Source organism: Bacillus salipaludis (assembly GCF_030938565.1).
Lineage (GTDB): Bacteria > Bacillota > Bacilli > Bacillales > Cytobacillaceae > Neobacillus > Neobacillus salipaludis_A.
Window position 1 is genome coordinate 3,888,148 of sequence record NZ_JAVGVR010000001.1, and the last position, 22,585, is coordinate 3,910,732.

The window sequence follows — 22,585 nt, forward strand, 5'->3', positions numbered from 1 at the left end:
ACTCTGTCCCCCTCTTCACGCCGTTCCCGCGTCTTTCTCCGTATATAAACATTCCTACTAATCCATTTCATATAACTATCGCACCGTTATGCAGCAGAACTTCTGTCCAGTGACCAAATTGCCCCTGCTTGTCACGTGAATTTCCTCACTTTTATTGTTCACAAATTCAGATAACCTATTGTAAAACAAAAAAGCCACCGTAAAAGGTGGTCAAAAATGGTTCTTTTTTAAGTCTTTCAACATTTGGGAACCCCTTAAATAGAACCCCCTGTTTCATAGAAGTAGTATTTTTTATTTGGACTTTTTTATCGGCAAATTATAATAATGTTAATGGTATGGATGATATGGGTATGGGTGCGGATGATGTGGATAACCAAAACCAAGTCCTGGATAATAACCAAATCCTGAGCCGGGGCCTCCTAGGCCGATTCTTTCATATGTTGTATAAATAGGAATCACTTTCATCCTCCTCATTTCCTTTTTCATTAGAACATATGCATTTTTTCGGATAAATTCCTGGGTATTTGTCCCGAATCATCAAATTATATATGACCAATGCGGATTTAACAGGAAAGACGAATGCCTCGTATTATTACACTGTGCCCTTTAGGGAAAAATGAGTACAATACTCACTTTTCATTATTTTTTTTATGAGGATAGGAATGTTTACTGTTAATCAGTCCTCGTAAATCACCTCTAAATATTACGTCTTTCATTTCACGAAGACGAAATGGAATAAAAGGAGATAAATAGGGAACACCTATTGATTTAATCGATGCCATGTAAAAACTTAATAAAAGAAAACCGATAAGAATGCCTGTAATTCCGAAAAAATACCCAATCCAGATAAAGACAAGACGCAGTAAAACTAAAGATCCCCATAAACCACCGCTAGCAATATGGATACCTGTCAAAAAGTTCACACCGACCACGATCATTGTTAAAGGGTGAATGATTTTAGCATAAACGGCTGTCTCGCCAATAGTGATTGTTCCAATTAGCGTAACAAGAAGAGTGGTATTTTTTGGAATTCGCAAAGTGGCTTCAAGAAGAGAATGAAAAATAAATAGGATAAACAAAACTTCCCATACAAAAGGGATTAATGTATCAGAATTTGTAAATAACTTTTTTTCAAATGAAGAAGGAAACCAATTTGTATGAAACCGAGTTATGGCTATATAAATAGCAGGTAATAAAAGGGCTAAAAGCCAACTGAACATTCGAAAAATCCGTATTCCAAAACGTCCAGCTTTTGAATTATATTCATCTGGTTGTTGAAAATAATGGATAAATAAACAAGGCACAATCAATACAAAAGGTATACCATTTACAACAATGACTACTCGTCCCTCATATAATGCGGATACAGTTACGTCAGGACGCTCGGATGTAAAAACTAAGGGGAATAACGTTTTTTTCTCCTCCAAAGCGTCTTCAATAACACGAGCTTCCAATAAATACGTTACATCAATTCCGTTAATTTTCTTTTTCACTTCTTCGAGTACCTTTTCATCTACATATCCATCTATAAAGAGTAAAGCTACGTCTGTTTGTGATTCAATTCCAATTTGAAACGATTCAATCTTCAAATTCGGTGTTTGGATCATATTCTGCAAAAGGTTTAAATTCACCTTCAATTGTTCATTAAAACCCACCATGCTCCCCTTAATCGTTCGCTGTGTATCAGGTTCTCTCAAAGATCTTTTTTGCCAATTTGCGACATCTGCAAGAATCCCTTGATTACAGTTGTCTATTAGAACCAAACATTTCCCTTTTATTAGACCTTTTGCAATTTCATCGATAGAAGATTCAACAGTTACGTCAATGATTGAAAGATGATCATTTATAACAGACTCAATACTCTCCATGCTCGACATTTTTAATAAAGGGGCTAATATATTCTCTTGAATGTTTTGGATATTTGTAATTCCATCTATATAAATAATGGCAGCTTTTCTTTTTAAATCTTCCTCGACGTTTAATTTTCTTATTTTTAGATTGGATCCCCCATTAAATTGTTGCGATAAAACTATAAGATTGTTATCTAGACTTATTGATAAGGTTAAACTATCTGCTCTGGTCATAACTCGATTCCTTTTTATTTTTAGTATGTCCTGTCGTTTATAAATTTTGCTTTATAAAATGTATACTACAACTCTTTTTTTACACCGGATTTTGTTTTGGGTAAATTGGCTTCAAGGCCAATTTATTACTTTGGTATCGCAATAAAATCGAAAATAAATTTATACAAAAAAAGCAATTAGTTCCAATGCTTTTTATTTAAAATCGTGATATTTGTCCTTAATGTTCTATTACATCCTATTGCGTCAAAAGCACATTAGTTGCTGAAAAGCGTATCTCGAAGTAGTGAGATTCATGTCATTAAACAATATTTGATTCGATTAACAACAGTCACTTTCATTTCCTAATAACATGAGCCCCTTGGCCTCTTGGTTAAATTCAAGAAAGAGCTTGAAATGTTAAAATCCGGGGCCTAAACTGGCCCCGGATTTTATTGATAGACTTTTTTCGCTATGCTATTTCCTTCGGTTGTTTCACAGATCATATATAGAAAATCATTTTCTCTAATATATTTTAGGCATGTTTCAAATAGAATTTGATTAACTTTCTCCATTCTGCATTCAGGAATTACAAATAAATCATGCAGCAGGGCGATTTTCTTGTCCTTAAGACTATCAAAAGTAAAATATAAGGTTGCGAATCCAACAATTTTGTTATCCTTTTCAGCCACAAATTGTAATCCTTTTGTAGAATCGTTGTAGATTTCGTTTAAGAAGTGGATATGCATTTTTTCATCGGAAAAATCGATCATGTAATTTAGCATGATCGGTAACAGTTTAGAAACATCTTGTTTGTCAGCCTTTCTTACCGTGAAATTATTCAATCGTTTTACAGTCATGATAAATCCATCCCCCATTTGTTGAAAATAATCTTCAACCTATTTACAAGCAATAATCGTGCCAGTGATACATGATGGAAGAATCCTAACAAAAATGATTCATATATAAATAGAGTTTATTACAATTTGAATAAACTATGCATTCTAGATTTAAATGATGTTTTCCCTCCTGGACCTTACATTTTTCATTTAATGATCAAAGGATGGACGCATGACTCCCCGCTTAATTGTTTATGCTTATATCAGAAAAGACTAGACACTACAAATAATCGTGTCTAGCCCTTTTTGTTCCATACACATGAATCTTCATTTTAGGTACTATTTAAATTTAGTCCAATCATACATTTTTTGCCTTTGTTTTCTAATTCGCTCCTCCTTCTTACTCTCAACTTGTTTTTCCTGATTAAAATTCATGATAAAACCGCAATCCTCACAAATGTAAGAAAATAAATCCGTTTGCTCGGGAACATTTAATAATGGATTCTTCTCTTCTGAATGCAAAAAGAATTTTATTTTCCCTTCTGCTTTTTCATTATATTTTGTTAGATCATCATACTTTTCATATTCCGGAACAAAATAACCCTTTCGAAAATGAATCCCGTTGCATACAAGACACTCAATTTCACTCGTTTTATGTCTCAATCTCGACACCTCCATTAAATATGTATGAAGGCAGCTGAATTTTCAAAACTTGAAAAAGTTTAGTGGAAAATTGAAGTGGCAGCACTAAAGCCTGACATTACTAAATTAATAAATAAGCTTATGCAAAATAGCTATTCAAATTCTAAAGGCTCATAGGTTTATGACTAACAATTATTCATTTTCCGCTAATTTCCTGAGTATTTATCACACACCTGCATTGTGGGACATGTCATATGATACATTAGCTATTGAATTCAAAGTGATTCGATCACTTATTCCTATACAAAACAGCATTATTGGGGAGATGCCTTATTCGAAAAAAGGAACTTAGGAGGAACATTTTGAAGACATTATTATTGGAGAACATTTTAACCGCAATGAACATTCAGCCCAATGAAAAGCAAAAAGGTATAAGAATCAAAACGGTCACTTATGACAGATATGAAATTAGAAGTCATACATTATATTTTCGTTGGAACAATAGAGAGATTCCTGTTGAATCCATTATAGATTACAAGAATGTTTTTATTGTTACTGATACACCATTTTCTCATATGGATAGATTAAATCCTGAGCAAATCATTATGGTAAAGGACCTAAATGACTCTTTCTTTAAATTCACTTCGTATTACAGGCACCTGTTTAACCTTCCTGTAGTCGCCATTACGGGTACATGTGGGAAATCTACTACCAAAGAAATGCTAAAACACATTTTAGAAGAAACAAACAATGTCCAGGCCACAATATCCAGCAAAAATGCCAGTTATTACAACCTTCCTTATTTAATGGGAATAGATGAACATACAGATGTGGCAGTATTTGAAACAGCTGTATCTTCAAAAGGGGATATGATGGAATCGTGTAGGTATTTTTACCCCAATATTGGGATTATGACAATGATTGATGTGGACCATACGGATAAATTTCGATCTTTTGATGATTATCTAGCAGAAAAGGCAAAAATAATGCAAGGTATGAACAATGAGGGGACACTCATCCTAAATACAGACGATCCATATCTCAAGCTCATTGATACTTCTAGGTTTAAGGGAGAGATTATAACTTTCGGTAAAAACAGGGATGCTATTTTTAGGATTAAAAAATGTCAATATAATTCATCCGGCATGAGTTTCAGGATTAAATATAAGGAAAGTGAATTTAAAGGATTTATACCCGGTCTTGGTGAGCATAATGTATATAATGCCGCCGCAGCATTTGCCGCCGCTGCAATCTTAGGAGTGGATCTTCGCTATGCTTTAAAGAGATTATCTTCTTTTCATCATATGGGATCCCATTTTCAAATAATTGAGGGACGGAAACAAATTACGTTGGTGGATGATACTTGGAAGTCAAATCCTGCTTCCTTAAGAAAAGGCTTAGAAACATTATGCAGTATAGCTTTGCCATCCCAAAGAAAAATTGCTGTCCTGGGAAGAATGGCAGCATTGGGTCAATATGCAGATGAAGAGTACGAAAGAGCAGGACATTTACTCGGTGATTTGGGGATCGATGTTCTAATCACCAAAGGATTCATTGCAAAAGATTTTGCAAAGCCAGCCATAGAGGCGGGAATAAATCCGAATAATGTTTATCATTTTTCAGATGCAGATGAAATGAAGAGATTTTTTGATTCATTTTTAATCCCAAATGACATTGTTTATTTCAAAACAGGCGGGAATGACTCAGACTTCGATGATGTGATCGAATATTTAAGAAGTAATGGATAGATTATAATAGATATTAGAAAAGACGATTGAATCACATCGTCTTTTTTTTAAAATCGCGAAACCTAACAATATTGCCTGAAGCAGGCCTCTTATTCTCTAAGCCTTAAAAGTAATAAAAATCCTTTTTCCTTTAGAAAAAATGCAGCCTTAGGCTGCATGACGGGATAAAAGCAAATACTATTTTTTTCCTCTTTTTTGTTTATTTTTATCAGCCAAATATTTAGCATATAAGATCGTATTTTTAGCTACATCTAATTCAACACTATATATATTTGGTGGACCTGGCCTCCAATTTACTTCAAACAACCACAATTTTTGGTTTTCATCGATTCCGACATCAATTCCCAATTCATCCAACGGAACTTCATATAAAGAATCAAAATGGTTAGAAAAGCTTATCGCAAATTGTTCAAGATACCTTTTAATATCATACCAAGAGTCACCAAACTCCATTTTTAAAAAGGTGTCTTGGTAAGTACTATAACCGCCACTACCCATATTTGATGTAATGGTTCCCAAACGTCCAATTCTTGGATAAATAGAAGTAATAACCCACTTACCTTCTCTATTTTTTTGAACATGCAATCGAAAATCAAAAACATGCCCTGATTCTGTTTGACTTGAAATATACTTTTGTACTAAGTGTTCTTGTTCCTGAATTTTCTGGGATATCAAGTTTAACAATTCTTTTTCATTAGGAGATGAAATCGATCCTGCCTCATTCATTTTGTAACTCTCTATTCCATATTTTTCAATATATTCAATATAAACAACACCCCCACCTTGATGTCCAGACAACGGCTTAATAATAACCTTTTCATAATGTTTGATCATGTCCAAAAACATTTTAATGTCAGTTAATTTATAAAAAGGAATAAGGTATTGTTCAAATTCCTTTGCCTGTTTTATTCTGTTATATACGCTTAATTTGTCTCCGATGGAATGACTTGTAAACGGAACCCTCTCAGATAAATAATCAAAGATTTGTTCAGTTTTATGACTCACAGGAGAACTCGCATTATATATGACATCAGGAAAGGGAAACTCCTTTTCAATCCACTCGCCGTTTTCATATGTTCGCCCCAGAATTTTTTGCTTTTTTATATTTACCTTCCCTAGGGTAAAGTAAAAAAAGTTTACACCTTCAGCTTTTGCTACAGCGGCAAAAGCATACGCCTTCTTTACATCATTTGGATCTGACCGGTGATGAAGCATTCCAATAAGCGTCATTATACTTCTTTACCACCTTTCTTCAAATTCTATCAGAATCATAATCATTTCAAACTAAAATTTTTGTTCAATCATTATAAGTTCACGATTAACTAACTTCGGACTTGCACACTGAATAAGAAAACGTCTTCAGATTGTATTTCTATCCGGAAATCTGTCTATTGGTTCAAGATAGAAAGTAATTTCGCTTGCTGCTTTCCTGGCTATTTTTTTCGCTTCTCCTTTAACATCTGAGGATGCCAAAATGTATCCATTACGATCCCCCATTGATAAAGGAGGACGCACGATTCGTCCTTTTCGGGGTTTAATATACACCTCTTCTACACCGGGATACTGAGAGCTGCGATTTTTCCCCTTTACTTTGATTAATCTTCCTAGGGAATCAACAATTAAATATTGTGCATATACATACTTCTTATGCTTTTTAGTGAGGTTTGGTTTATTTCCTAACATTAATTGAATCGTTTCCTCTACTAAATTAATTCCATATCCGACTTCAATGATTCGATTCATTGCACCACCTGAGATTCTTGGGTTGATTTCAACTAATTTCAATTCTCCTTGTACTAAGCGCATTTCTAGATGACAGGCACCATTTTCCATTCGAAAAACCTTTAAAACGGAACTTACTGTATCATGGATTTTATCGTAAAAAGCTTGTTCGATATCCACAAATAAACTATAACCAGTTACGATAAATCGTTGAATCAAATTGATTGTTTGTTCGATTATTGCGACAATATGCACATTTCCATTGTGTACTAAAGCTTCAACTAAATATTGAGGTCCTGTTAGATACTCCTCGATCAAAACCTGTTCATTTTTCTTTAATAATTGTTTTATCGCAGCCTTAAATTCCTTCTCGTCATTTGCCAACAGAACATCTTTTGATCCGTTAGATAATGGAGATTTTACTATAAGGGGTAAATATCTCTTGTATTTTTCGATAAAATTCTTTAAGGATTTATCTTGTGTATATATTGCGTAATTAGGAGTTATGCTGTGGTCTTTGAGGAGTTTACGAGTTAAAACTTTATTTTCCATTTTTAAAATTGGATCAACAGAGACAACACTGCAACAAAATTCTTGTGATAAGGCAGCGGCCACATGGACAAAAGGATCTACAAAACTCATAATACCTTTTACTTGTTTACCTTGTTTTTGTAACTTGATGATGTTTTCTTTTAATAAATCGTAATTGGATAATTTCACTAATATCATTTGATGGACATCGGGAAATTCTGTTCTTTGTTCAATGAATTTTGATTTATTGGTAAATAACACTGTAAAAAAGCCAAGTCGTTCTGCTGCTTTAATTGCTTCTCTACTCGACCCAGATTTACTAGTTTCAATAAAAACTATGGTTTTCATTAGCTTTATCATCCTATCCTCAATGTATTTTGAAGGATTTAACTCATTAAAGAATGATCTGGAAGAAAAACACTCTCACGTTGTATTTATATTTTTTTAGTACAAGGATGGAATGGACAAACATCATATTTTTACAAAAAAAGTAAAATATTTATAAATAAGAAAAGACCGTCTGCTAATATATGAGCACTCCTTCTCTAAGGTAAAAATAAATTAAAGGATGATCAGACCTTAGCAATAGGCTATACACTCATAAAAAAGATGTAAAATGTTCAGACGGTTATATCTCTTAATAAAAAAAATCCCTACAAAACTTAGCAAAAGCTAATCATGTAGGGATTTTAATTTTAAAAAAATAATTATTTAAATATCGTTGAAATAATCTGGTCACGGGACATGTTACTATCCACTACAAATGTACCTGGTCGTAACTTGTTTTCAATTCCTTTTTTCTCAATATCTTTCGAGAATTTAAAAGCATTATCAATGATTTTTGCTTTTTCAAGTGCCCTGCCGACATCAATACTTGTCATCCCATTTGCTACATTCAGAACAACTCTGTAAACTGTTTTTTTCGATTGATTGTCATCTGCCGGTGCTGCCTTTTGGGCAGCTGCTTTGGCATCATTTAGATTTTTATCATAATCAGCTTTTGTTTGAACAACATAACCTGCTGCTGCAAGCTTAGTTTTCATCTCATCTTCTGTTGGCTGAACGGTCACCGTTTTGGTTTGTTCAGTTACCTTAACAGGTTTAGTTGAAGCTTCTGTTTTATTGGTAAAATAAACAGCGCCGCTTATTGTGGTAGAAATAAGAATCCCTGCTGCAAAACTGGTCAATAGATTAACCCGCATTTGAAATACTTCTCCTTTCATCCTTAGATCTTAGGTAAGGAGCAAGAAGTTCTTTAATTTCTTCTGCAGAAACCTGTTTTCTCTCAGCAATGCTTTCAATTGAATAATTGCGTTTATATAAGTCTAGTATTTCACGCATAAACACTTTTTCCTTAGGAGAAAGTTCAACTCCTGCTTCATTCATGACAACTTCAATATCAAGCTCAATATTCCGAATTGATTCTTGCAAATCATTGATTTCTTTCATAACCTCAACGTGAACTAAATCAATTCCTTTATTCTGTGCTTTTGTAGCTCGAGCTGTTTTTGTCAGCGAAATAATTAAAAGCAATACTGAGACTCCAAACAAGCCCGCTATTGTCCATTCCATCATAATGCATTCCTCCTTTTTTAGGTGGTCACAAGTTGTAATTATACATGGAAACGATGGATTTTTCGACAAATTTCTCTTAAATTAAGCAAAAAGTCGTAGAAAAGAAGTTCTTTTCAAGCACATTTCATAAAACGGTGTGTATTGGTGAAGTCTATAGATAGAAACAAAAGTTGAAAGGAGTTTTTGTCATGCAAAATAATCAACCACCTATTCCCTTTCCTCCAAGGGCAATTACAACTAAGGACCTTCTTTACATTAAAGACGTGCTATCTTGGGAACTTTTGGCTTTTAAGAAATTTCATCATCTCGCCCAACAAGCAACCAATCCACAATTTAAACAGGCACTCGATAAAGCAGGGAGAATGCATCAAAATCATTATCAAAGATTGCTTACTCACCTTCAGGTTAATAACAATATGGCGATGGCAAGTATCCCGAAACCACAGCAAACACAACAAATGCAACAATCACAAATTTAGTAAGGAGGTTTATGTGGAATGATGCAGAATCAACAAGCTCAGCAAAATCAACAAAGCCAGCAGTCACAAAACCCAAATCAAATCGCAAACCCGCAAACGGGTGAATTGCCCAAAGTAAAAGGACCAGAAATGAACGACCGCGACTTTCTGAATGACGGCCTAAGCACTTGTAAATATATAACGGACAGTTTGAATATTGCAATTCGGGAAGCAAGTCATCAGCAGTTACATAACGACTTACTTCAAATTCTAAACGAAACCCACCAAAGCTGCCGAGAGTTCTATCATTTAATGTTTCAAAGCGGTTGGTACAAACTCGAAGCCGAAGAACAACAAAAACTGGATCAGGCGTATCAACAGTTTAACAACTATTCCTCACAGTTCCCGTACAATGATATAAGCCCGGTAAATTGATACCGGGCTTTTTTAAAGAAACGCACAAATTTAATGAACACGAATAACTTCTCGCAAATCCTCATCATGGCGAATTCTTGTATGCTTGGACTCCAAACGATAAAATTCTTCTATATCAATGTCATCGATAGGTTTTCCAGCCCACAAATTTTTAAAATCACCAAAGAAATCCTCGAACATGCTATCAACCTCCCTATTCATGCTCCTTTCTAGTATGGCTAAAATTTATTAAATTAAATCAAGTATTTATAGCTAAACCTCTTGAATCTTTCCATCAATCATCGTCATTTCAATTGTAGTATCCAACAATTCATCTGGATGTTGGATTTCAAAAAGATTTTTCGAAAACACCGTCATATCCGCTAGTTTTCCCCTTGAAAGAGTTCCCTTTTTATTCTCTTCGGAGGTTGCATAGGCACCGCCAATTGTAAACACTTGAATCGCTTCAAGCATGGATAACTTTTCTTTTACATTCCATCCTTCATGCTGATCCTGTGGTGCTCTGCGCGTTACCGCCGAGTGAATTCCAAGCAATGGGTCAACCGGTTCTACCGGTGCATCCGAACCTCCGGCACACAAAACTCCACTTGAAAGTAAGGATTTCCAAGCATATAAATACTGCTCACGTTCTATACCAAGCCGCTCTTTAATCCAAGGGTAATCTCCGACCACGAATCGTGGTTGAATATCTGCAATCCGGCTGTGATTCGCTAAACGCTGAATCAAATCTTCGCGAACAAGCGATACGTGGATTATTCGATCACGATGGTTCACCGCTGGGAACTGATCCAGTATATCTAAGACATTTTCCAATGCCTTATCACCAATCGTGTGAACAGCAATTGGCATCGAATATTCACGGGAATCCTTTACCATTTGATAAAGGGTTTCCTGATCATGCATCGCCTCGCCAAATTGTCCAGGAGCATCCTGGTATGGCTTCGAAAGTAAAGCGGTTCTTCTTCCGAATGCACCATCAGCAAAAATCTTTATCGCGCCAATCCGCAATTTATCATTGCCATAGCCAGCGGACATCCCTCTTTCTTTTAAATCTTTAAGAAAAGGATAATCAATCAGTAAATTGCAGCGTAATCCAAATTGTTCCTGATTAATCAACTCATCGTACAATCTATAGGTTTGATCAATGCCGCCAAAGTAAAGTGGGTCATTTGTATGAGCACTCGTTAAACCTTTTTTCACTGCGAATTTCATAGCTTGACCTAAGCCATGTTTTAACTCTTCATATGTTTTTTCTGGTATGTGGTTCGTAAACAATTTCGAAGCTGTTTCTAATATTAGTCCAGTTGGTTTTTTTGTAATCGGATCCAAGATAATACTGCCACCCATCGGAATTTCCATTGAAGAAAAATAATTGGATCTTTCCATGGCCTTGCTATTGACTAAAAAAGCATGGTGGCAAATTCTTTTTAAATAAATCGGGCAATGCGGTGCTGCATAATCAAGTTCTTCAATCGTTGGGGTTGTTCCATCTTCAAAGAGATTTTCATCCCATCCCATTCCGACTAGCCAGCTTCCCGGTGCAACGGTACTTGCTTTCTCTCTGATTTTTTCAAGCATTGCTTTTTTCGACTTCACGCCTGTCAAATCCAAGTCTAAAAAGTTAAACGCAACCCCTGATAAATGTAAGTGGCTGTCAATTAATCCTGGAGTAACCATTTTTCCTTGTAAATCAATAGTAGGTACACTGTGTCTGCCCCATTTCAATTGCATATCCTGATGTGAACCTAAATCTACAATTCTACCGTCCTCAACTACCACTGTTTCCACCACTGGATTCTCTGAATCAAGTGTATAAAATACTCCATTCGTGAAAATGGTCTTTGCCATCGAAATTTCCTCCTCGAAAAACCGTATATTATATATTATATAATAAAACAAGAAACGAAAGGTATATAATGATTTATTATTCAGAAAAAAACGACTAAGATTTTTATTAGCCGTTTTGTCATCATAATTTATATTTCTCCATTTTGTATTTCAATAATTGTTTGGAGACACCCAATCGTTTTGCAGCGTCCGTTAGTTTTCCGTTCATATTGGTTAGTTGCCTTTGAATCATTTCTTTTTCAAAATGTTCGACCGCCTCTTTCAGATGATCAAAATTCTCTGTGCCAATAGGTACTGGTGTTTCTTTATTTTCACGAATTCTCTTCGGAATATCTTCCATTGTAATAATAGAAGAGGTGACATTATTAAAAGCAGTTTCGACCGCATTTTTAAGTTCCCTTATATTCCCTGGCCATTGATACTTTTTAAAACACTCCAATACCTCAGGCTCAACACCCTCAATGTGTATATTCATGTTATTATTGTAAAAATCAATATAGTATTTAATCAGTTTTTCAATATCCTCTTGCCGTTCGGCTAAGGTTGGCAAATCAATTTGTACAACACCCAAACGGTAATAAAGATCTTCTCTTAGCCGCTTTTCAGAAACTAACAAATCAGGGTCTTCATTGGTGGCAGAAATCACCCTAATGTCTACATTCATATTTTTTGTCCCGCCAATTCTTCTAATCATCTTTTCCTCAATTGCCTTTAGAAGTTTAACCTGCAGGTAAAAATCAAGTGAATTGATTTCATCCAAAAATAATGTCCCGCTATTGGCTTGTTCAAATACCCCCGGCATGTCCACTGCCCCGGTGAAACTTCCTTTAACGGTTCCAAACAAGGTACTTTCCATCAAGTTGGGTGGAATCGCACCACAGTTAAGAGATATAAAGGGACCGCTGAACCGGTCGCTTAAATTATGAATAGACTGGGAAACCAATTCTTTTCCAGTCCCTGTTTTACCATAGATTAAAACCGTGGAGTTTGTTTTAGCGATTTTCCCAATTTTATTTTTAATCGCTTTCATATTTGGATTTGCGGTAATCATATTTTCAATCGTATAGATTGTATTGTTTTTTCGAAAGACTTTGTGGCTTGCGAACTTTTCCAAGGATTGTATATTTTCTCTTGAATAATAATGTTTAGAAAACTCGATGGCACCAATGATTTTATCGTGAACTTTAATCGGATAGGTAGAACTTACAAGAACAAGGGTATTCCCATTTTTCACAATTAATTCTTGCTTTACATTACAGACGGCCTCTCCGTTTTTTAAAACGTTAATAATCGTACTGTTTTCAAACGTAAGATTTTGATAGGAACTTAGAATATGCTTACCCATAAACTCTTCTGGTCTAACACCCATCTCGTTTAAAACTTTTAGATCGGCCATGTCATAGAAAATAATCGTTCCGTTCTCATCCGTTACCAAAATATTGTCATAGTCCTTTAAATGCTTAAAATTATTTACATCAATCTTCATTTTTTCACCTATTTTTACTTTAAATAGAAAAGATTTGCTTTTATTTACTTTAGTATATAGCAATTCATTCCAAAACAAAATCAATAAAAAAAGCAATTGCTCCACTTAAACACCTAGACAGATTTACTGTATTATGTGAATATTATTATAATTCAGTAATTATCCATCTGTTTATTTTACGTGGATTAAGGAAGTGGAATATGGAATTTTCAATCGTCTTTCAATCAATCTTAAATATCACCATATTGATTTTGATAGGCGTCCTTCTATCTAAAACTTTTTCCTTTAATGACGAAACAAGGAAGATGTTTATTAATTTAATCGTTAATATCGCCATGCCTTGCATGATACTTTTCAGCATTTTTAAAGTGGATTTGAATGCTGGAATTTTTAAATCGATGCTCATTGTTTTTTGTTTATCGATTTTCATTAATCTACTCGGAATTGCCCTTGGATGGATTCTATCGATTACTTTCCAAGGAGATTCAACAAAAAAACGAGAAATCGCCTTAATGTCAGGACTTGGAAATACTGGATTTATCGGAATTCCGTTATGTGCCACCTTGATTGGTCCGGAAGCAGCTTTGTATGCCGCCATATTTGATGCCGGAGTAGATTTTACGATTTGGACAGTCGGGGTCATCATGTTGCAGAAAAATAGAAAATTTGCTCTTCAAACGTTAAAATCAATGCTAAATATGCCTACTGCTGCCATTGTAGTTGGTTTGGTTGTCGCTTATTTTAATTTTAAGCCCCCAGCATTTTTTGTTCACTTGACTGAACAGCTAGCTGGCCTGGCAACACCGCTGGCAATGTTTTATATTGGAATGCTGATCATGACACTTCAGCGTGGTAAGGTACGGGAAAAAGGGCACCATTTGTGGATCCCATTGATGGTTAAACTAATCCTTTTACCCTTTTCAGTTGCTTTGTTTATCCATTTTTTTGAGTTGAATCCAAAGATTATCCAAACGCTTCTGATTCAGTCGATGATGCCAACCTTAACCCTTGCTTCCATTCTATTTGCCAAATATTCTGCAGACGAAGAAATGGGTGCACTGACAACTATCATATCGACGATTATTTCTTTATCTACGATTCCGCTCATGATCTTTTTAATCAACTTAATTGGTGTATATTAACAAAAAAATCCTCCTACCGCTCAAACGGTAAGAGGATTTTTTATCGATCATTTAAATTATTCTGCATCCATAAATGGATAGGCAATTTCTGCTGTTGGAGCAAAATTTTCTTTGATAACACGAGGACTAGTCCAACGAATCATGTTAAAGACAGAACCTGCTTTATCGTTTGTACCAGAACCACGAGAACCACCAAATGGTTGTTGATTAATCATCGCACCAGTTGGTTTATCATTGATATAGAAGTTACCAGCAGCACCAGATAAACGGCGTTCTAAGTGAGCAATTGCTTGACGGTCCTGTGCAAAAATAGCACCTGTTAAGGCATACATAGACGCTGTATCTGCCGCATCCAATGTTTCTTCTAATTTATCATTTTCATATACATAGATTGTTAAAACTGGTCCAAAAATTTCCTCTACCATTGTTTTGAAATTTGGATTCGTTGTCACAATGATTGTCGGTTGTACGAAATATCCAACAGAATCATCATACGTACCACCAGCAATAATTTCTGCTTCTTCAGAAGCTGCTGCATAGTCGATATAACCTGTAATGGATTCAAAAGCAGGTTTATCAATTACTGCACCCATGAAGTTTGTAAAGTCACGGACATCGCCTACTTTAAGCTTCGCAGTTTCTTCCAATAAACCAGCTTTTAATTCTTCCCACATGCTAGCTGGAATGTAGGCACGAGAAGCAGCAGAACATTTTTGGCCTTGGTATTCAAATGCACCACGAACAAGATTTGCTACTACTTTATCTGCTTGTGCTGTTTCGTGAGCAAATACAAAGTCTTTACCACCAGTTTCCCCAACTAAACGAGGATAAGATTTATAGTTTGTAATGTTTTCTCCCACTGTTTTCCAAATAGTTTGGAACGTACTTGTTGATCCAGTAAAGTGGAATCCAGCCATACGAGGATCTGTTAATACTACTTCTGATACTTGTGAACCACGAGAAGGTACAAAGTTAATTACGCCTTTTGGTAATCCTGCTTCTTCTAAGATACGAATAAAGTAGTAGTTTGCTAGAATAGAAGTTGTTGCTGGTTTCCAAACGACAACGTTCCCCATCATTGCAGGAGCTGATGGTAAGTTCCCGCCAATTGCTGTGAAGTTAAATGGAGAAATAGCCAATACAAAACCATCTAATGCACGGTAATCTAAACGATTCCAAACATTCTTCATACTTTCAGGTTGAATTTGATAAATTTGATTTGCATAATCAACGCCAAAACGTAAGAAATCTGCTAATTCTTGTGCAGAATCGATTTCAGCTTGAATAGCGGTTTTAGACTGTCCTAACATCGTAGCCGCATTCATTACGTCACGGTATGGACCAGAAATTAAATCTGCAGCTTTTAAGAAAATAGCTGCACGGTGTTCCCATGGAGTATTTTCCCATGATTCTTTTGCAGCCATCGCCGCCTCTACAGCAGCACGAAGCTCTTCTTCCCCAGCTTGGGAATAGTTTGCTAAAACATGTTGATGATCATGTGGCATAACTACTTGTTTCACTGTATCTGTTTTAATATTTTCACCATTTATAATCACAGGGATATCGACTACTGTTTCAGATTGTCGTTTTAATTCTGCTTTTAATGTTTCTCGCTCTTTTGTACCTGGAGCATATGTGTTACCAGGCTCATTTTTAGGTGTTGGGATTTTGAAAATTCCGTTAGTCATTCTTGCACGTTCCTTTCTGTTTAAAAAATTTATTACTTTAATATAGAAATTTCTTCTACCGACAAATTATAACATACTTCTTCTATTCTTTTGCTACTTACGAATAGGAAACCACACTTTTTGTATTTTGAATAATTCTTGAAATACAGTATGTTATATAATTTGCAAACCTCCATGTTGGTTGTTCAGTAAAGATATAATGCAAGTTCTGTGCCAACTTCAATTTTTGCATGATTAATGGATTTTCTATCATTCTAGTGCAAAATTCATTTGCACAAATCATATTATATCATTTCTTTGGCGCAAAATAAATTTGCATTTTATGGATTTGTGCAAAAAAATGGTTAACAGTCTATTTGAATAGAAACTGTTAACCTCATCCATCATTATAGTTGGTTAAAAATATTTTCGCTTTCTGTATTTTCGTTGAATGTTAGGACTTCGTCAACCGGTTCATAGGATTCACCATAAAAATGTTTATCCTTATAGGTATGTATTAAATCATATGTTTTTTTCATCGCCTCAAATATCATTTCCTCAGACTCTTGATTAGGGGCCCAATAGAGGATTTCCATTTGATTTATCTCATCTGTCGCTAAGGACTTTCTTCGATAACCAATTGACGTGGCATGTTCAAAACCTTCACGCTTATAAAAATGCAGCCTTTTTTCAGTATCACTGTCTTCATAATTGACTGGCTCAACTTCAAGAATAATTGGCTTTTCTTTCTGTTTCAATTTTTCTAAAAGTTTATGGCCAAGCCCTTGGCCCCGAGCATCTTTTGAAACAAAGAGGTAATCGATAAAGAGAAAATTCTCTAACTCTGCATACATCATTACATGAAGTGGTCCCTCATCCTTATGATAAATATTAGACCGTTCCTTTAGTAAGGTTTCCATATGTTCTCGTGATTTCATCTCTTCAATGGGAAAATATTGATTTAATTTTTCATACCAATGCATAATAGTACTCCTTATTATCGATTTCAATGCTCTAATAAAAGAAGTATGTGTTGATTTAAATTTTTCATACTAAAAAACCCACAACGTTTCCAACTAAATAGAAACGTTGTGGGCTTTTTTCTATAGTTGCGAAAACTCTTCCACTAATTCCCCAAACCGTTTTAAGGAATTTTCGATTGGATATGGAGTGGTCAAATCCACTCCGGTTTTCTTCAATAATTCTAGTGGATAATCGGAGCTGCCGCTCTTTAAAAACTCGATATAGGAATCCAATGTTTGCTGGTCGCCTTCTAAAATCTTCGTTGCTAAATGAATAGCGGAGGCAAATCCTGTTGCATATTTGTAAACATAAAACGGACGATAAAAATGTGGAATCCGTGACCAGCCATACTTTACTTCTTCATCAAACACAATCTCATCCCCATTATATTCGCGGAATAAGCCTTCATAAAGCTGATTAAACACCTCTACATTTAATGGCTGCCCTTTTTCCGCCATTTCATGCGTCCTCATTTCAAACTCGGCAAACATCACCTGGGTAAAGTAGGTACCCTTAAATTGATCAATAAAATGATTAAGCAAATGTTTTCGTAAATTCGGATTCTTTTCATTGTTTAATAAGTAATTAATTAACAACACTTCATTAACAGTGGAGGCTACTTCCGCTACAAAAATACTATATCTAGCCGTGATTTGCGGCTGATGTTCTGAACTCAACCGGCTGTGAACTCCATGGCCGCATTCATGGGCTAAGGTAAACAAACTGTCCAAATCATCCTGATGATTCAGCAGGATAAACGGATGGATACCGTACACACCAAGATTATAAGCCCCAGAGCGCTTTCCCGGTGTTTCACGAACATCAATATATCTCCCATCTTTAAACTCTTTAAGGATGCTGATATAACTTTCACCCAAAGGGGCTAATGCTTTACACATTATGTCAAATGCTTCCTCATAGGAAATCACTTGCTTTACACCGCTGACGAGTGGGACACTTAAATCATATTGGCGGAGTTCATCAAGCATTAATTTCTCCTTGCGGATTTGTGTATAGCGATGCATCGGAGCAATATTATTTTTCGTCGTATGAATCAGATTTTCGTATACCTCTTTAGGCACTTTATCACCAAATAGCGCTTTCTCAAGAGCGGATGGATATTGACGGATTTTTGCCAGCTTCACATTATTTTTTATGGCAGCGGATAGCGTCGAGGCAATCGAATTTTTCAACTGAACATATGGCTGATAGTATGCCTTGTAAGCCTCCCTTCGCTTTTCACGATCCTCATCTTCAATTAATTTTGAATACATCCCCCTCGTTAATTCTACTTTTTCCCCATTATCAATCGTTACCTCACCAAACTTAATATCTGCATTATTGATCATCCCAAAGGTATGACTCGGAACGGAAAGTGCCTCTCCCAATTGAGAAAGGAGTTCCTCCTGCTCTTTACTTAAAACATGTTGCTTATATCGGAATGACTCTAATAAATCTTCTTTAAAGTATTGAAGCCCCTCTTCTGAAGCAATGTAATGGTTTAAAGTTTCCTCATCTAAGCTTAATAAAAATGGCATGAAAAAGGATGTCGATGAACTTACCTTTACACTTAGCTGTTTTGCTCTGTCCTGTAAGACTTGAGAAGCGGTCTCTCTTGTATCCTCATCCACTTTCAGCATTGCAAACGCGTATAATTTATTAAAAACAAAAGATAACTCTTCACTCAACTTTAGGTATTGGTACAGTGATTGCCCATCTACAATGTTTCCATCAAATTTCTTCAGCTTCTCAGCCATTTCTTCGATTTGTTTATAATCATTTTCCCAGCTGCTTAGACCTGCATATAAATCATCCAAATTCCATTTTTCATTTAGAGGAATTTCTTTTCTATTTGTATAGGTTGTCATATTAGGACTCCTTTACCACAATTTTCTTATTTACTATTATCACATTTTTATTGAAATACTTAAAATATTTTACTTCGGTTTTGAACTAGATATTACCAGCCCTGATTCGGCTTTTTTTCTGTTACAATTTTATAAGTGAAGTTATAAGGGGGGAATTGGACTCCATGAAAAAACACTTGATCCTCCTAACCGTTATACTTTTAATCATTTTTATTGGAGGATTTATTTCGGGAATTTTATATTCTGATAAAAAGGTAGAACAAGCAAAAGTGCTTAAAATAGAACAAGTACCAAAATCGGCGGTAAGGCCGGAACAAAAGGCATTGCCTAAATGGGAAGAACCAAAACAGCAATCAAACGTGCTGATCAGCTATGTACAGGATTTTCGTGATCCAAATGTGGTTGATTACACCAAAATCACACATGTTATTTTTTCATTTGCCCATCCCATGAAGGACGGTAACATTGAACTCAATGGCAAAACAGCCCTAACCAATCTACGAACAATGGTTTCAAAGGCACATAGCCATCATGTCAAAGCGATGGTTGCAGTAGGCGGCTGGTATCATATGAACGGCGGGGAATCCTATGATTATTTTAAAGCAGCGATTTCCAATCCAGCTTCCCGGACAAAACTTGTGAGCGAACTTACTAGTTTAGCAGACCGTGAAAAACTTGATGGAATTGATATTGACTTTGAATTTCCTCGTTCGACAGCTGATGCTGAAAACTTAACAAAATTCACAAAAGAATTAAGCAACAAATTACATGCAGAAAACAAAGAACTATCCATGGCGGTTAATTCTAAGATTCATGCTGTAGCCGGTACGGTTGTTGGTTTTATCGTCTATAATCCTGTGATGTTCCAATATACGGATCATGTCAATATTATGGCTTATGACGGACAATGGGATGGCGGCTATCATGCGTCCAACTTGTCTCCCTACCCGTTAACGGAGAAAATCGTTAACTATTGGACAAACCTGTTTAAAGTAAACCATCTTTCAACCGAAAAGCTCGTTTTGGGTGTCCCGGCTTACGCACAGCCAGTTAATCCTAAAATTAAGCAGGTTTCTTATGCCGCAATTGTCCATAAAGATCCGGCAAATGCAACGAAAAATGTTGTCCAAATGAATGGCACCACTTATTACTATAACGGTGAAACCACGATGAAATTGAAAACCAAACTGGCTCTTGACCATGGCTTCGGCGGCATGATGATGTGGGAAGCAGGTCATGATACAAAAGGTCAAGATAGTTTGACAAGCTCGATTTATGATACTTTAATGGAATCAAAGCAATATACGTATTATCAGTAAAAGCAAAGCAGTTATCTTTTCGGGAGATAACTGCTTTATTGTTTAAACTTCTATTAGGAATTTGTCTATTTCAGAAATGAGTTCATTCGGATTCTCATACATACTCATATGACCTGAATCTGTGATTATTCTCTGCTTAATATTGGATTTGGTAACAGAAAAGGTATTTTCTTTCGGTATAATCTGGTCCTTTTCACCAGCAATTAATAAGACAGGAAGTGTCGTCTCTTCTAAGACATAATTACGATTTGGTCTGTTTTTCATGGCAATAAGGGTACTCATTGCACCATGAGGCGATGTTGAATACCCGATTTGTCTCGTCGTATCAACGTATTCAGCATTTTTCTCGACGTTTTCAGGCGAAAATAGCTTAGGGACTAATCCATCTATAAGAACAGAAATTCCGAGCTCTTGGACTTTTGTAACATTTGCTTCCCTACCCTTTTTCGCGTCATCAGAATCCGGAAAAGCCGTGGAATGAACTAGTGAAAATCCACTTAACCGTTCACTATACTTTTCCGCAAAAGCTAGCGTTATGTAACCTCCGAGTGAATGACCAAACATAGTAACCTTATCAACATTTAACTCGGCTAAAAACTCCTTGATGACATCAGCAAAGACTTCAATCGTATCATTTTCTTTAAAAATAGTTGTGTCTCCATGCCCCGGGAGGTCTGGAGCAATAACCCGATATTTTTCCGCTAAACTTGGAATGACTTTCTCCCAATAACGGCTGCTGCCACAAAATCCATGGAGAAAAATAATGGGCATTCCTTTCCCTTCATCGATATAGTCCATTGTTCCATTTTTCAATTGAATAGATTTTACCTCCATCATAACGTCACATTCCTTTCAAAGCCATTTAAATACTTTTTGTTTCCCCACCGTTTATTGAATAACTTGCATGAATGGTCGCACTTAATGAATGGGATACGGAGCAATATTTATCCATAGAAAGCTGGATGGCGCGAAGTACCTTATCTTCAGAAAGGTCCCCTTCTAATGCATAATGAATATGAATTTCAGTAAATTTTTTCGGATGTTCATCGGCCCGCTGACCTTCGACATCCATGTGAAATTTAGTTGGATTTAAACGCATTTTTGTCAAAATCGAGATAATATCAATCCCCGTACAGCCCGCAACCGCATTTAACAGTAATTCTGTAGGTCTTGCCCCGCTATTTGTTCCTCCTACCTCTTCTGCTGCATCCATTTTGATTTCATGACCTGATGGAGTCGTACTGGAAAACGCCATTTTCTCGGTCCACTCGATTTTTGTCTTCATTGGTTAGAACCCCCCTGTTATATAAATTAGTAATCATTTACCATATTAGTACAATTATTTAATAATGTCCCTATTGGACCTGCATTTTAATCTTTTTGTTCAAAAAAGAAAAAACAGACCAATATGATCTGTTTTCAATAAATATTATCCAAATTGCCAAACACTGTGACTGAGGTTTCCGTAACGAAAACTTCTATGAAGCAAGGTAGCTTTTTTCGCATCATCCGCTGCACCCATCGCATAAAAAAGTGGAACAAAGTGTTCATTTCCATAAGGAGGAACTGCATATTGTGCATTTGGAGCCAGCTTTTCATAATTGAAAAGAGAGTCTAAATCCCATTTTTTCAAATGTAAGCTTAACCACTCATCAAATTCCAGTGCCCACGAATCAACTTCGCCATTGTCGGCCCACTTCACTGCTCTTAGGTTATGAACGGTCCCTCCGCTGCCAATAACTAAAATATCCTTTTCTCTTAAAACGGCTAAAGATTTACCAATTTTATATTGCTCTTCTGGTGTAAGATTCGGATTAACGGACATCGCAATAACAGGAATATCAGCATTTGGATAAAGCAGCCGAAGCACTACCCAAGCGCCATGATCTAAACCGCGAGTCGTTTCAATTTGAAAAGGGACTCCATTTTGGGTAAATAAATCTTCAATTTCTTTAGCAATTTCTAATTTTCCTTTTGCGGGATATTGAATCGTATATAAAGACGGGTCGAAACCACCAAAATCATAAATGGTGGAATACGTATCAACCTCACTAACTTTTTGATCAGTTGACTCCCAATGCGCAGAAAAAACAACAATCGCTTTTGGACGTGGCATCGATTGACCCAACTGGGTAATAAACTGGGTATACTCATTGTTTTCAATTGCAATTAACGGTGCACCGTGTGCAATAAACAGTGATGGTATCATGTTATTTCCTCCT

22 protein-coding genes are annotated in these 22,585 nt (G+C 35.8%); 5 read left to right on the forward strand and 17 right to left on the reverse strand.

Going from position 1 to position 22,585, the window contains the following annotated elements; all coding sequences use genetic code 11:
• Positions 1 to 327: 327 nt before the first annotated feature.
• The 4 genes from RCG21_RS19320 to RCG21_RS19335 form a co-directional block, all read right to left on the reverse strand.
• The gene (locus RCG21_RS19320) at positions 328 to 459 is read right to left on the reverse strand and encodes a hypothetical protein (RefSeq protein WP_268884103.1); all 132 of its coding nucleotides are present in this window, start codon (positions 457 to 459) and stop codon (positions 328 to 330) included.
• Between the two features lie 170 nt (positions 460 to 629).
• Positions 630 to 2,084, reverse strand: coding sequence for a spore germination protein (locus RCG21_RS19325; RefSeq protein WP_308913630.1), 1,455 nt, complete (start codon positions 2,082 to 2,084; stop codon positions 630 to 632).
• Positions 2,085 to 2,512: 428 nt separating this feature from the next.
• Entirely contained in the window at positions 2,513 to 2,920 is a 408-nt protein-coding gene (locus RCG21_RS19330; protein ID WP_308913631.1) for a GNAT family N-acetyltransferase, read from the reverse strand.
• Between the two features lie 318 nt (positions 2,921 to 3,238).
• Positions 3,239 to 3,562 carry a hypothetical protein gene (locus tag RCG21_RS19335; RefSeq protein ID WP_026576387.1) on the reverse strand — a complete coding sequence of 108 codons (324 nt, stop codon included), beginning with the start codon at positions 3,560 to 3,562 and terminating at the stop codon, positions 3,239 to 3,241.
• A 341-nt stretch (positions 3,563 to 3,903) separates the two neighbouring features.
• On the opposite strand from RCG21_RS19335, the gene RCG21_RS19340 reads away from it, so the two are divergent.
• Entirely contained in the window at positions 3,904 to 5,289 is a 1,386-nt protein-coding gene (locus RCG21_RS19340; protein ID WP_308913632.1) for a UDP-N-acetylmuramoyl-tripeptide--D-alanyl-D-alanine ligase, read from the forward strand.
• Positions 5,290 to 5,466: 177 nt separating this feature from the next.
• Here the strand turns inward: RCG21_RS19340 and RCG21_RS19345 are convergent, their stop codons facing one another.
• The 4 genes from RCG21_RS19345 to RCG21_RS19360 form a co-directional block, all read right to left on the reverse strand.
• Positions 5,467 to 6,519 carry a YheC/YheD family endospore coat-associated protein gene (locus RCG21_RS19345; protein WP_308913633.1) on the reverse strand — a complete coding sequence of 351 codons (1,053 nt, stop codon included), beginning with the start codon at positions 6,517 to 6,519 and terminating at the stop codon, positions 5,467 to 5,469.
• 129 nt (positions 6,520 to 6,648) lie between these two features.
• On the reverse strand, positions 6,649 to 7,890 hold the full coding sequence (locus tag RCG21_RS19350; protein ID WP_308913634.1) for an ATP-grasp domain-containing protein: 1,242 nt from the start codon (positions 7,888 to 7,890) through the stop codon (positions 6,649 to 6,651).
• A 359-nt stretch (positions 7,891 to 8,249) separates the two neighbouring features.
• Positions 8,250 to 8,744, reverse strand: coding sequence for an aminodeoxychorismate lyase (locus tag RCG21_RS19355; RefSeq protein ID WP_198313181.1), 495 nt, complete (start codon positions 8,742 to 8,744; stop codon positions 8,250 to 8,252).
• Positions 8,734 to 9,117 carry a hypothetical protein gene (locus RCG21_RS19360; protein ID WP_308913635.1) on the reverse strand — a complete coding sequence of 128 codons (384 nt, stop codon included), beginning with the start codon at positions 9,115 to 9,117 and terminating at the stop codon, positions 8,734 to 8,736. Before RCG21_RS19360 ends, RCG21_RS19355 begins: the two co-directional genes overlap by 11 nt.
• A gap of 188 nt (positions 9,118 to 9,305) precedes the next feature.
• Between RCG21_RS19360 and RCG21_RS19365 the strand changes: the two genes are divergently transcribed.
• Both RCG21_RS19365 and RCG21_RS19370 read left to right on the forward strand, forming a co-directional pair.
• Positions 9,306 to 9,596: a ferritin-like domain-containing protein gene (locus RCG21_RS19365; RefSeq protein WP_133335324.1), complete on the forward strand. Its 291-nt coding sequence runs from the start codon at positions 9,306 to 9,308 to the stop codon at positions 9,594 to 9,596.
• Positions 9,597 to 9,614: 18 nt separating this feature from the next.
• Complete coding sequence (locus RCG21_RS19370; RefSeq protein WP_308913636.1) at positions 9,615 to 10,010, forward strand: spore coat protein; 396 nt, start codon at positions 9,615 to 9,617, stop codon at positions 10,008 to 10,010.
• Between the two features lie 30 nt (positions 10,011 to 10,040).
• Here the strand turns inward: RCG21_RS19370 and RCG21_RS19375 are convergent, their stop codons facing one another.
• The 3 genes from RCG21_RS19375 to RCG21_RS19385 form a co-directional block, all read right to left on the reverse strand.
• Positions 10,041 to 10,190, reverse strand: coding sequence for a hypothetical protein (locus RCG21_RS19375; protein ID WP_155925791.1), 150 nt, complete (start codon positions 10,188 to 10,190; stop codon positions 10,041 to 10,043).
• A gap of 72 nt (positions 10,191 to 10,262) precedes the next feature.
• Positions 10,263 to 11,858, reverse strand: coding sequence for an amidohydrolase (locus RCG21_RS19380; protein WP_308913637.1), 1,596 nt, complete (start codon positions 11,856 to 11,858; stop codon positions 10,263 to 10,265).
• Positions 11,859 to 11,979: 121 nt separating this feature from the next.
• Complete coding sequence (locus RCG21_RS19385; RefSeq protein WP_308913638.1) at positions 11,980 to 13,344, reverse strand: sigma-54 interaction domain-containing protein; 1,365 nt, start codon at positions 13,342 to 13,344, stop codon at positions 11,980 to 11,982.
• A gap of 200 nt (positions 13,345 to 13,544) precedes the next feature.
• Between RCG21_RS19385 and RCG21_RS19390 the strand changes: the two genes are divergently transcribed.
• Positions 13,545 to 14,486 (forward strand): AEC family transporter, encoded by a 942-nt coding sequence (locus RCG21_RS19390; RefSeq protein ID WP_308913639.1) that lies wholly within the window; start codon positions 13,545 to 13,547, stop codon positions 14,484 to 14,486.
• A gap of 56 nt (positions 14,487 to 14,542) precedes the next feature.
• On the opposite strand, the gene pruA is transcribed toward RCG21_RS19390, so the two are convergent.
• The 3 genes from pruA to pepF all read right to left on the reverse strand — a co-directional run bounded on the left by pruA (position 14,543) and on the right by pepF (position 19,044).
• Positions 14,543 to 16,174 carry an L-glutamate gamma-semialdehyde dehydrogenase gene (pruA, locus tag RCG21_RS19395; RefSeq protein ID WP_308913640.1) on the reverse strand — a complete coding sequence of 544 codons (1,632 nt, stop codon included), beginning with the start codon at positions 16,172 to 16,174 and terminating at the stop codon, positions 14,543 to 14,545.
• 386 nt (positions 16,175 to 16,560) lie between these two features.
• On the reverse strand, positions 16,561 to 17,136 hold the full coding sequence (locus RCG21_RS19400) for a GNAT family N-acetyltransferase (RefSeq protein ID WP_308913641.1): 576 nt from the start codon (positions 17,134 to 17,136) through the stop codon (positions 16,561 to 16,563).
• A 120-nt stretch (positions 17,137 to 17,256) separates the two neighbouring features.
• Complete coding sequence (pepF, locus tag RCG21_RS19405; RefSeq protein WP_308913642.1) at positions 17,257 to 19,044, reverse strand: oligoendopeptidase F; 1,788 nt, start codon at positions 19,042 to 19,044, stop codon at positions 17,257 to 17,259.
• A gap of 164 nt (positions 19,045 to 19,208) precedes the next feature.
• On the opposite strand from pepF, the gene RCG21_RS19410 reads away from it, so the two are divergent.
• Positions 19,209 to 20,363, forward strand: coding sequence for a glycoside hydrolase family 18 protein (locus RCG21_RS19410; protein ID WP_308913643.1), 1,155 nt, complete (start codon positions 19,209 to 19,211; stop codon positions 20,361 to 20,363).
• Positions 20,364 to 20,405: 42 nt separating this feature from the next.
• On the opposite strand, the gene RCG21_RS19415 is transcribed toward RCG21_RS19410, so the two are convergent.
• From RCG21_RS19415 to RCG21_RS19425, 3 genes are all read right to left on the reverse strand, one after another.
• Positions 20,406 to 21,200 carry an alpha/beta fold hydrolase gene (locus RCG21_RS19415; protein ID WP_308913644.1) on the reverse strand — a complete coding sequence of 265 codons (795 nt, stop codon included), beginning with the start codon at positions 21,198 to 21,200 and terminating at the stop codon, positions 20,406 to 20,408.
• A 25-nt stretch (positions 21,201 to 21,225) separates the two neighbouring features.
• Complete coding sequence (locus tag RCG21_RS19420; protein ID WP_133335284.1) at positions 21,226 to 21,648, reverse strand: OsmC family protein; 423 nt, start codon at positions 21,646 to 21,648, stop codon at positions 21,226 to 21,228.
• 144 nt (positions 21,649 to 21,792) lie between these two features.
• Positions 21,793 to 22,572 (reverse strand): DODA-type extradiol aromatic ring-opening family dioxygenase, encoded by a 780-nt coding sequence (locus tag RCG21_RS19425; protein WP_133335282.1) that lies wholly within the window; start codon positions 22,570 to 22,572, stop codon positions 21,793 to 21,795.
• Between the last annotated feature and the right edge of the window lie 13 nt (positions 22,573 to 22,585).